The 11,577-nt window shown below is 31.1% G+C and carries 12 protein-coding genes; 9 read left to right on the forward strand and 3 right to left on the reverse strand.

All coding sequences use genetic code 11. The features are described from left to right. Position 1: 1 nt before the first annotated feature. Complete coding sequence (locus KCTC32516_RS00465; RefSeq protein WP_301401110.1) at positions 2-922, reverse strand: polyprenyl-phosphate transporter; 921 nt, start codon at positions 920-922, stop codon at positions 2-4. Positions 923-1,050: 128 nt separating this feature from the next. Here KCTC32516_RS00465 and KCTC32516_RS00470 point away from each other — a divergent pair, with 128 nt between their 5' ends. The 3 genes from KCTC32516_RS00470 to KCTC32516_RS00480 are packed head-to-tail and all read left to right on the forward strand — an operon-like array spanning position 1,051 to position 3,848. Continuing rightward, positions 1,051-2,592 carry an amidase gene (locus KCTC32516_RS00470; protein ID WP_301401111.1) on the forward strand — a complete coding sequence of 514 codons (1,542 nt, stop codon included), beginning with the start codon at positions 1,051-1,053 and terminating at the stop codon, positions 2,590-2,592. 10 nt (positions 2,593-2,602) lie between these two features. Further along, complete coding sequence (locus tag KCTC32516_RS00475; protein ID WP_301401113.1) at positions 2,603-3,367, forward strand: MBL fold metallo-hydrolase; 765 nt, start codon at positions 2,603-2,605, stop codon at positions 3,365-3,367. 25 nt (positions 3,368-3,392) lie between these two features. Further along, the gene (locus KCTC32516_RS00480) at positions 3,393-3,848 is read left to right on the forward strand and encodes a hypothetical protein (protein ID WP_301401114.1); all 456 of its coding nucleotides are present in this window, start codon (positions 3,393-3,395) and stop codon (positions 3,846-3,848) included. 20 nt (positions 3,849-3,868) lie between these two features. On the opposite strand, the gene KCTC32516_RS00485 is transcribed toward KCTC32516_RS00480, so the two are convergent. Continuing rightward, a complete protein-coding gene (locus KCTC32516_RS00485) occupies positions 3,869-5,215 on the reverse strand; it encodes a tetratricopeptide repeat protein (RefSeq protein ID WP_301401117.1) in 1,347 nt (448 codons plus the stop codon). Positions 5,216-5,530: 315 nt separating this feature from the next. On the opposite strand from KCTC32516_RS00485, the gene pyrR reads away from it, so the two are divergent. From pyrR to KCTC32516_RS00510, 5 genes are read left to right on the forward strand one after another with little or no spacing between them, the layout of a single operon-like run. Then, a complete protein-coding gene (gene pyrR / locus KCTC32516_RS00490) occupies positions 5,531-6,073 on the forward strand; it encodes a bifunctional pyr operon transcriptional regulator/uracil phosphoribosyltransferase PyrR (protein WP_301401120.1) in 543 nt (180 codons plus the stop codon). Between the two features lies 1 nt (position 6,074). Next, entirely contained in the window at positions 6,075-7,004 is a 930-nt protein-coding gene (locus KCTC32516_RS00495; RefSeq protein ID WP_301401123.1) for an aspartate carbamoyltransferase catalytic subunit, read from the forward strand. A gap of 24 nt (positions 7,005-7,028) precedes the next feature. Further along, positions 7,029-7,361, forward strand: a complete 333-nt coding sequence (locus KCTC32516_RS00500) for a hypothetical protein (protein ID WP_301401126.1) — start codon at positions 7,029-7,031, stop codon at positions 7,359-7,361. Positions 7,362-7,398: 37 nt separating this feature from the next. Next, on the forward strand, positions 7,399-7,716 hold the full coding sequence (locus tag KCTC32516_RS00505; RefSeq protein WP_301401128.1) for a T9SS type A sorting domain-containing protein: 318 nt from the start codon (positions 7,399-7,401) through the stop codon (positions 7,714-7,716). Then, entirely contained in the window at positions 7,713-8,627 is a 915-nt protein-coding gene (locus KCTC32516_RS00510; protein WP_301401130.1) for a ribonuclease Z, read from the forward strand. The genes KCTC32516_RS00505 and KCTC32516_RS00510 overlap by 4 nt, the downstream gene beginning before the upstream one ends. A gap of 31 nt (positions 8,628-8,658) precedes the next feature. Here the strand turns inward: KCTC32516_RS00510 and KCTC32516_RS00515 are convergent, their stop codons facing one another. After that, positions 8,659-9,021: a CoA-binding protein gene (locus KCTC32516_RS00515; RefSeq protein WP_301401132.1), complete on the reverse strand. Its 363-nt coding sequence runs from the start codon at positions 9,019-9,021 to the stop codon at positions 8,659-8,661. Positions 9,022-9,118: 97 nt separating this feature from the next. Between KCTC32516_RS00515 and KCTC32516_RS00520 the strand changes: the two genes are divergently transcribed. Beyond that, entirely contained in the window at positions 9,119-11,500 is a 2,382-nt protein-coding gene (locus tag KCTC32516_RS00520; protein WP_301401135.1) for a TonB-dependent receptor, read from the forward strand. The last annotated feature ends 77 nt before the right edge of the window (positions 11,501-11,577 follow it).

Genomic DNA, 11,577 nt, shown 5'->3' on the forward strand with positions numbered 1-11,577 from the left:
TTTAATCTTTTTGAACGGCTATTTTTTCTAGTAGTAAAATCAACCCAAACCCAACCAATGCCAATAGAATTGCAAATACTAATTGGTTGTCTTCAAAATGAAAAGGAGAAACACTTTGTTGCTTTAAAGGAACTTCAATCCCATGAGAATTTGTTCTCCAAGTCAAGGTTTCTTTCCATGGCCAAATTTTATTTAAAGAACCTATAATAAAACCTGTCAACACTGCTAATGTGTAATTTTTAAAATCAGTAAACAACCACTTTAAAATTTTAGAAAACGTCAATAATCCAGTAATGGCACCTGCTGCTACAATTGCAATTATTGTAAAATCTCTATTATTTACAGCTGCCAAAATGGGTTTATACGCGCCTAATAATACTAAAATAAATGCTCCAGAAATTCCAGGTAAAATCATCGCACAAATTGCCAAAGCTCCAGCCAAAAACAAAAACAATGAGGATGAATTCTCTGTAACTAACGGATTTAACGTAGTAATATAATACGCCAAACCTGCACCAAGAATCAACAAAACAAAAGTAAAAACATTCCATTTTGTAAGTTGTTTTGCAATGTAAATAATACTTGCCAACACCAATCCAAAGAAAAAAGACCACAACAAAATTGGTTCGTTTTCTAACATCCATTTTATGGCTTTTGCCAAAGAAACAATACTGATGAAAATTCCAATCAATAAAGACAACAAAAACGATCCGTTTACTTGTATCCAAGCCGCTTTTACTCCCTTAGATTTCAAGGTTTTTAGCAAACTAAAATTTACGTTGCTAATAGAAGTTAGCAATTCTTCATAAATTCCAGAAATAAACGCAATCGTTCCGCCAGAAACTCCAGGCACAACATCTGCTGCCCCCATTGCCATTCCTTTTAAACCGATTATTAGATAGTCTTTTACTGTTCTACTCATTGGGTTGATTTTAATAAAGAAACGAAGATACAGGAATTTGTGAAAATAGTGATATTCTATTTTTTTTAGTTTGCCATTAAACATTTAAAACTTTAACTTAGCCTACAATTCTAATTAAATTAGAAATTATGTTTAGAAAAATAGCTCTTTTTTCGTTTTTTACAACGTTATTAATTGGTTGTAACAATCAAAAAGCAACCCCCATAAATGTATCTGAACTTACTATTTCAAAAATACATGATTCTTATCAAAAAGGAAATTATACAAGTGAAGAATTGGTAAATGAGTATATTAAAAGAATTCAAGAACACGATTCTGAAATCAACTCAATATCCATAATTAATCCTGAAGCAATTTCTATAGCAAAAGAATTAGATAAGGAGTTTAAAAGAACTAAAAAACTAAGACCTCTTCACGGCATTCCAATCATTATAAAAGACAATATCAATACTAAAAATCTTCCAACAACTGGAGGCGCCTTAGCTTTAAAAGATTTTATCCCTAAAGAAAATGCCTTTATTATTAACAAACTAATAGATGCTGGAGCAATAATTCTTGCAAAATCTAATATGGCAGAGTGGGCCTTTTCTGCAATGCATACAGAAAGTTCAACCAAAGGAACTACTCGAAATCCTTATAATTTAGAATACGTTCCAGCAGGATCAAGCGGGGGAACAGCTGCTTCTGTTGCTGCAAATTTTGGAACTATCGGGTTAGGAACAGATACTGGAAATTCTATTCGAGGTCCTTCGTCGCATAATGCACTTGTAGGATTTAGAACTACAATGGGTTTGATTAGTAGAGAAGGAATTATACCATTATTTTTAAGAAATGATGTAGTTGGCCCAATGGGAAGAACTGTAGAAGATGCAACTCGGGTAATGCAAGTAATGGCAGGAATTGACCCAAATGATGAAATAACATCCTATTCTAAAGGAAAAACTTTTAAAAATTACACGCAGTTTTTAAATAAAAATGGATTAAACGGTGCTAGAATTGGGGTTTTAAGAGAGTTAAGTGAAGATAATATTGACCCAGAAGTAAAAGTTTTATTTGAAAAAGCTATTGTAGATTTAGACTCTTTAGGTGCAGAAATCATAGACCCAATTATTATTCCAAATTTCTCGAAATTACGTCAAAATCAATGGTGTTCAGAATTTAAAAAAGATGTAGAAGCTTATTTGGCTACTTATGTTAAAAGAGATACTATGAAAACTATTGAAGATATTATTAGAGTTGGAAGCAAATCTAAATATGCTCGTGATAATTTAGCATCGGCAAGTAAAAAATTTACACGTTGGGGAGATGTAAAAGAAAAGTGTTCTAACGCCTATAAAGATCCTAGAAGAATTGCATTTAGAGAGGCAATAGAAAAAGTAATGGATTCATTAAATATAGATGCAATAATTTATCCTACTTGGAATAATAAACCTGCAAGAATTGCTTTTTTTGAAAAAGAATATCTGGGTGATAATAATCAAATAATTGCACCACATACGGGGCAACCAGCTTTTACTGTTCCAATGGGATTTACAAAAGGAAATTTACCCGCAGGAATTCAGTTTTTGGGAAGAATGTATGCAGAGCCAACGTTGATAAAACTTGCCTACTCTTACGAACAAGGAACACTACACAGAAAAGAACCAAAATTAAAATCAGCAAATAATTAAAGCAACTCACATGAAAAAAAATATCTTTTTATTACTGTTGATTACGATCGTTTCAATCAGTTGTAAATCAAAAGAAAAAAAAGCAGCTCCTGCGCAAAAGAAGGAAGCTCAATTAATTATTACGCCGATTGAACATGCAACAGCGGTTCTTACTTATAAAGATGTAACGATTTTTATTGATCCAACAGGAAACGCCGCTGCATTTGCAAACTTTTCTGCGCCAAATTATGTGTTTATTACTGATATTCACGGAGATCATTTGAATGTAAAAACATTGGAATCTTTAGACTTATCCAAAACGACAATTGTTGCTCCAAAAGCGGTTACAGATAAACTACCAGAAGGAATTGCAAAAGAAATTATCATCATCAACAACGGAGAAGAAAAAACATTTGGCGTTTTAAAAGCTGAGGCAATTCCGATGTACAATCTTAGAAAAGAAGCGTTGAAATTTCATACAAAAGGAAGAGGAAATGGCTATGTTTTTACAATCGACAATCAGCGAATTTATTTTTCGGGCGATACAGAAGACATTCCAGAAATGCGCGCCTTAAAAAATATTGATAAAGCTTTTGTTTGCATGAATTTACCGTACACAATGACAGTTGAAAGTGCTGCTGATGCGGTGTTGGAATTCAAACCCAAAGAAGTGTTTCCGTATCATTATAGAGGAACTGGAGGTTTGAGTGATGTTGCAAAATTCAAAAGTTTGGTCAACCTAGGAAACCCGAATATTAAAGTTGTTCAGTTGAATTGGTATCCTAATCAGAAATAAAGATTAATTATTTTAATTTTTAAAAATGAGAAAAAAAATAGCATTTCTTTTAATCTTAATTATTACTTCATGTGGTTACAAGGGAACAGATATTGAGAAGTTTCCAAATAAGATTTTAGAATTTAATGATTTACCTGATGAAATCAAAAACATTTATTTGAATCAATGGAAACCAAATGCTTGGGATACTTTTGAGAAAAATGGTTACGTTATCAATCTAGACAGTATAAACTATGATTTCAAATATAATAATACAGCAATAACTGGAGTAAGGCCTGGAGCAAAAATTTTTACTGTAAATAATAAGAGTTTTTTTCTAAAAAGAAATAGCAATAAAGAACAACCTCCTTTTATTTTAAAAAATAAAAATATTTATTTTCAATTATCTAGGAATTCTAATGAAATGAATTTATTAAACTTAACTGATTTAAAAAAATGTGTTTTTAAAAAATACGATATTTCTAAAGCGATAAAAAAATAAGTCAACAACATCATTAGTAACTACTCCGTAGCTTTTAAATAATTGGTAATTACTTTTTGCACTTTGGCATTGTCAAAAACTGTTGGATACAATTCTTCAATAATTTTTCTGTAATCTGCGTCAATTGCAAGTCCATTCTTTAAATGAATCAAAGCGTATTTCTCTTTAAAAGTCAATAGAAACAAACCACACAAACGATATTCAATTTCTGCAAATTGTCTGTAGGTATTTTTTGCTTTAATCATTGTTTTTAAAGCTTCTTCAAACTCGCCTAAAAACAACAACACATCTGCCAAACCAACATAAATTTCTAACGAAAGATCGTCTAAATTCAAACACTTTTTAAAAGCTTTTACCGCTTCCTCATAAAAATTTAATTTTAAATTTATCTCTGCATATTTTCTCCAATACATCGGATTTGAATCATCAATATGCAAGGCTTTTTTAATATAATATAAGGCTTTCTGGTATTGCTTTTCTTCTTGAAACAAATTGGTTAACAGCAACCAAGCCTTGTCTAATAACGGATCTTCATGCACCGCTTTCTTAAAGTATTTTGCTGCAGCATCTAAATCATTTAATTTCTGATAACATTCTCCGATTCTAACAAATACAAATGCCGTTGGATCGTCTAATTCTAACGTAATTAAGTAATTCTGAATCGCTTCTTCGTAACGTTCTAATTCTTCTAATGTTTTTGCTTTTTCTAAATATCCGCCGATAAAAGATTCATCAATAAGTACCGCATAATCAAAAGCTCTTAACGCTTCTTTAAATCTATTTAGCACAAAATATTGTCTTCCTAACTGATGCCAAGCAACTTCGCAATACGGATTTGAATCTATATAATTGGTTAAATACACAATTGCTTCTTCGTGGTTGTTTTCCATATCAAAACAATAGACAACATTATATAAAGATGAATAATCTTCATAATCTACATCAATACAATTGGCAAAATTTAATCGTGCATTTTCGAAATCGTCTAAATACAAATATTCCATACCAACCATAGACCAAATATCTGCAGGATCGTCAGTAACTGCTAAAATTTGATTCAACGTTGAAATCGCTTCAACATGTTTATCATTTTTAGATAAAATAATTGCTTTCTGAATTAACAATTCTTCATTGTTTGGTGCAATTGCTTCTATTTCGTTAATTAAAGTTGTTGCATTTTGTAGTTTGTCTTCAAAAATTAACAGCTCTACTTTCAATAATTTTAATACAACAGAAGTTGGATGTTGCTCCAAGCCTAACTTCACCGCTTTGTTTGCCAGAGAATGTTTTCCATTGTCTAAATAATGCTGAATAATTTCTTCAAACTCAACAGAGTCAAAGAAATACACATTATTTGTTTTTAACATGGACTCGAATTTTGATAGTGACATAGGCTTCTAATTTTATCATCAAAAGGAAAAAATAAAAATGAGTATTCCCTTTTTATTCGATTAAACAAATTGTAATAATTTAGTTGTATTACAGAATTAAAAGTACTACAAGTCTTGGCGCACTTTTATAAAAAGTGGTTTACTTTTCAACAAATTAATTAACAAAAATTACACCCTTTTTAAAATGCTATTCAGTAAAATTTTGCGAATCCTTTTATTTACACTAATTTTGCGTAGTATTAATTATCAGTTTTACTGATTTATTCCAGATTAAATCTGGGCATTTTTCTTATGAGCTCGAAGGTATTATTAAACTCGAAAGAAATTGAAATTATCTTACATCGACTAGCGTGTCAGCTTATCGAAAACCACAACGATTTTTCTAACACTGTTTTAATTGGCTTACAACCAAGGGGCATTTATTTGGCCAATAGAATTGCAGCTATTTTAGTCAATGATTACCAGATTAAAGATTTAAAATTAGGCTTTCTAGACATTACTTTTTATAGAGACGATTTTAGAAGAAGAGATTCTCCTATCGATGCGAGCAGTACAAAAATTGATTTTTTAATTGAAGATAAAAACGTGGTTTTAATTGATGATGTTTTATTTTCTGGACGAAGCATTAGAGCTGGTTTGTCTGCAATCAACGATTTTGGAAGACCAAGTTTGGTAGAATTATTAGTGCTAATTGACAGACGATTTAGCAGACATTTACCAATTCAGCCTAATTATAGAGGAAGACAAGTTGATGCCATCAACCAAGAAAAAGTAAAAGTTTGCTGGAAAGAAACACACAAAAAAGACGTAGTTTATATAGAACAGAATTCATAAAATGAAACAACTAAGCGTAGACCATTTATTAGGCATAAAATATCTGAACAAGAACGATATTGATCTTATTTTTGAAACTGCCGATCATTTTAAAGAAGTTATCAATAGACCGATTAAAAAAGTTCCTTCGCTTAGAGACATTACCATTGCCAATTTATTTTTTGAAAACAGCACAAGAACAAAACTTTCTTTTGAATTGGCTGAGAAACGACTTTCTGCAGATATTATCAACTTTTCTGCAAGTCAATCTTCCGTAAAAAAAGGAGAAACATTAATCGACACGGTAAACAATATTTTATCAATGAAAGTTGATATTGTGGTAATGCGTCATCCAAATGTTGGCGCCGGAGTTTTTTTATCAAAACACGTAAATGCAAAAATTATAAATGCTGGTGACGGCACACACGAACATCCAACACAAGCCCTGTTAGATTCGTATTCTATCAGAGAAAAATTAGGAAGTGTAAAAGGAAAAAAGATTGTAATTGTTGGCGATATTTTACACTCTAGAGTTGCATTATCAAACATCTTTGCATTGCAATTACAAGGCGCAGAAGTGAAGGTTTGCGGACCTACAACCTTAATACCAAAATATATTACCAGTTTGGGAGTTACTGTAGAAACCAACTTAAAAAAAGCATTGAATTGGTGTGATGTTGCCAACGTTTTACGCGTGCAACACGAGCGAATGGATGTTAATTATTTTCCTTCAACCAGAGAATACACACAACTTTTCGGAATCAACCAACAAGTATTGGATAGCTTAGACAAAAAGATTGTGATTATGCATCCAGGACCAATAAATCGCGGTGTAGAAATTACAAGTGATGTTGCAGATTCTAACGAATCAATCATTTTAAATCAGGTTGAAAACGGCGTTGCAGTTAGAATGGCGGTTATTTATTTATTGGCGCAACAGATCAAAAGATAATTTGTTTTCTTAACCACTATTCTTATGAAAATTTCTCAAAAAGACAACTACATTCTTATTTCATCTACCGAAAATTCATTTGCTGAATTTATAAAAGCATTTAAAGCAGAAAAATTAAATGTTGCAAAAAATCACACAATTCTTGAACTTTCTGAAAATCTTAACACAACCCTAAACGATTTGTCTTTATTTTTGGATATCGCTACAAATTACAGCGCAAATGGCATGTCTTTTGTAGTAGTTTGTAACGAAATTGATATTGACGAAATTCCTGATGAAATTAATGTTGTACCAACATTACAAGAAGCAGAAGATGTTTTAGAAATGGAAGTAATAGAAAGAGATTTAGGTTTTTAAAACCCTTTTATTTTTCAAAAAAAACAACAACTAACAAATGGTAAAAAAACTACTTTTTATTTTATTTTTATGCTTTTCAACTGCTGTTTTTTCTCAAAAAACCTTGCAGAAATTAGCTGCTGCTCCAAATCCGTTTATTAGCTCAACAAACATACAATTTAACGCTACAAAAAATCAAAATGTGCTTTTAGTCATTAAAAATGTGCTAGGAAAAACTGTTTTTTCTAAAACATATACTGCTAAAATTGGCAGTAATAAAATCACTTTTAACAGAAACAACTTACAATCTGGAATGTACATTTATGCCATTAGAAGCAGCAATGAAATGATTTCGAAACGCTTTGTTATCAAATGAGTTTACAGTTAACTATTTTAGGTTGTCATTCTGCAACACCACGAGTAAACGCACATCCAACAGCGCAATATTTAGAAATAAATAACAGTCATTTTTTAATTGATTGTGGCGAAGGAACTCAACGTCAAATGCGGAAATACAAAGTTGGTTTTGCAAAAATCAATCATATTTTTATTTCTCATTTACACGGCGATCATTTCTTTGGATTAATTGGTTTAATTTCTACATTCGGAATTTTAAATCGAGAAAAAGAACTCCATATTTACGGTCCAAAAGGCATCAAAGAAGTTACTAATTTGCAATTAAAAGTTTCGAAAACTTATTCGAAATTTGATGTTATTTTTCATGAATTAACATCTAAAAATAGCGAACTAATTTTTGAAGATGATAAAGTTTCTGTAAGTACAATTCCGTTAAACCACAGAGTCTATACCAACGGATTTCTATTTAGAGAAAAAGCTGCTGCCAGAAAGTTACACATCGAAAATGTACAGCAATATCCAGAAATACAAACCTGCGATTATCACCATATAAAAGCAGGAAAAGATGTAGTTTTAGAAAGTGGAGAAATCATTAAAAACGAAGAACTCACCTTGCCTCCAGCAAAAACAAAAAGCTATGCTTTTTGTAGCGATACTTTGTACAAAGAAGATATTGTTCCTATTATAAAAGGTGTAGATTTATTATATCATGAAGCTACTTTTTTATCAGACAGAGAAGATTTGGCAAAAAAAACAAAACATTCTACAGCAAAACAAGCCGCACAAATTGCATCGCAAGCAGATGTAAATCAGCTGGTTATTGGTCATTACTCTAGCCGATACAAAAATATTGAATTGTTTAAAGAAGAAGCTGAAAAAATTTTCCCGAAAGTTACTTTAGCGGAAGCTGGAAAAAAGATATTCCTATAAATTATCAGTACTTCTAATCAATTTATTTTTTTTAATATTGATGGATGCTTAACAACACCAACGTACACGCAACTTCGGTTTCAATATTATTTTCTTTCAGTAATTCTAAAAATTCAGCATTTTCTGTCCCAGGGTTAAAAATTACGCGTCTTGGTTGTAAGCCAATTACATATTTATAATACTCTTTTTGCCTCGTTGGATTTAAATATAAAGTTACAGTATCAACATCTTTAAAAGGTACTTTTTCTACCTCGATTTTAACATCTAAAACAGTTCCTTTTTTTGCTCCTACGGCAAAAACATCAATATTATTTGCTCTTAATTTTTGAATCGCTTTATTCGAGTAACGTTCTGTGTTTACTGATGCTCCAAGTACTAAGGTAGTTTTTTTCATTTGTTAATATTATGTTAAAGAGTATTAATGCAAGTAACAAAGATAAGAAATATAGCGTCTATCAAGCATCAAATCAAAACAACTTAAAATACATTTTATGAAAAAATTAATACTTCTTTTTGTTTTAACATTTAGCGTTAGTTTGCACGCACAATTAGACAAAAGTAAAATTGCGAAACCAGGAATAATTTTCGGTAAAGTAATAGACAAAACAACAAAAGAAACTTTACCCTATGTAAATATTGTAATTAGAGATATAGCCAAAAAAATTATAACAGGAGGAATTACCGATTTAAACGGGAATTTTAAAGTAAAAGATATTCCGGAAGGAGTTAGCTTAGTAGAAATTCAATTTATTGGATACAAAACATTCACAAAAAAAATACTTATTAAAAGCGGAAATTACAGAATGAATCTTGGTACAATTCCATTATCAGAAGATGCAACAACTTTAGATGAAGTTGAAATAAGAGCAGAACTTTCTACTGTCACACAAAAAATTGATAGAAAAGTAATTAATGTTGGAAAAGACTTAACTGCTGCTGGTGCAACAGCTTCTGAGTTATTAAACAATGTACAATCTGTAAGTGTAGATAGTCAAACTGGCGCTTTGAGTTTGCGTGGAAATAACAATGTTAGAGTGTTGGTTGACGGGAAACCAACCAATATTAGCACGGCGCAATTACTACAACAAATTCCGTCTACTTCTATAAAAAGTATTGAATTAATTACAAATCCATCTGCAAAATACAATCCAGAAGGGATGAGTGGAATTATCAATATCATCTTAAATAAAAGTGCAAATATTGGTTTTAATGGTTCGGTTAACACTGGTGTTACTCAAGGAGAAAACACGCGTTTTAATGGCTCTTTAGATCTGAATTACAAAACCGGAATTGTAAATTTTTACACCAATTATGGCTTTAATAAAGGAGATCAACACAATTTTGGAAGTGTTACAAGAACTGGCACAAATGCATCATTACAAGAGTTTGATTTCTTAAACAGTAATGAGTCTCACTTAATAAAATTTGGAGCAGATTTTTATATCAATGACAAAAAAACATTCTCTGTATATACTACTCAAAATTTTACAGATGCATTAGGAAATGCTTCAACAAAAGTTTCTCAAAATGGCAATTTGCTTATCAATGCTCCTTTTACTTCTGACATGAGCGGAATTAAATCTAGCGTGTACAACATGAATTACAAAGTGAATTTTGAAAAGAAAGGACATAGTTTAGAATTAGAAGGAACCTTTTCTAACTCAAAGCAACCAGAAATTGCAACATACAGTCAATTGATAAATCCAAGTTCTTTTTCAAATGTTATAAAAAATGACCGAGATAACACATTATTTAACATCGATTACACAAATCCTGTTACAGAAAATGCAAAAGTAGAATTAGGAGCTGAAGTTCGTATCAATAAAACTTTAAACATGAATACAACCACTCAACCAGGTTTTAACAATTCTTCTTTTACATATGATAGAAAAATATATTCTACTTACTTTAACTACGGATATAAGATGAATAAAATAACCATGCAATTAGGTGCTCGTGCAGAACTATATATTGTAGAAGGAATGTTTAATGAAGACACTAAAGCTTCTGCAAGCTATAAAAGCGATATCTTAAGTTTATATCCATCTGCTTTTGTAACCTACAGCGCATCAGATAAAAATCAATGGCAATTTAGTTATAGCAGAAGAGTTGATAGACCCTCAATAAAACAAGTAAATCCGATTAGAGAATGGAGTACGCCTTTAGTAACTTCTTTAGGAAATCCAAACTTATTACCACAATTTACCAACTCTTTTGAAGTAAATTACACAAGACAAATAAAAGGTGGCTCGGTAACTGTTGGAACATTCTTTAGAAGAGTAAATGATGAAATTTCTACTATTTTATATAAAGATCCAAACGACGCAACAGACACAAAACAGATAAAATCTGATGCCAATTTTGACGGAAATAACAGGTATGGTTTTGAAATGTCTACCAATTATAAAATTGCAAATTGGTGGAGAGCAAATGCAAGTTTAGATTTCTATTCTCAAACATTAAAAGGTTTGGTTGCTAACGTACAAAGTGAAGTTACAAACTCCGCTTTTAATATAAGAGTTAGCAATAGTTTTACGGCAACAAAGAATTTACGTTTTCAATTATTTGCAATGTATAGAGGCGAAAATAAGAATTTACAATTTGATGTTTCTCCAATGTGGATGGTAAATTCTGGAGCAAGTTACAGCGTTTTAGACGGAAAAGGAAACTTTACTTTTAGAGTAAATGATATTTTTAACTCCATGAAATTTAAATTCAACTCTACAACTCCATTTACACAAAGCGGACAGTTTCAAGGCGAAAATCAATCGGCTTATATTGGCTTTAATTACAGGTTTGGTGGTGGTAAAAACCGCGCTAAAGGTAGAAGAAATAGAGATAAAAACGAGAAACAAGGTGGTGGTTTCCTATAGCCAACAAAAAACCAAGTATAGTATTTGAATTAAAAAACCGAAGCAAAATGCTTCGGTTTTTTATCTTTTATCTTTCG

Origin of the sequence: Polaribacter huanghezhanensis, assembly GCF_030444335.1 — a bacterium.
GTDB lineage: Bacteria > Bacteroidota > Bacteroidia > Flavobacteriales > Flavobacteriaceae > Polaribacter > Polaribacter huanghezhanensis.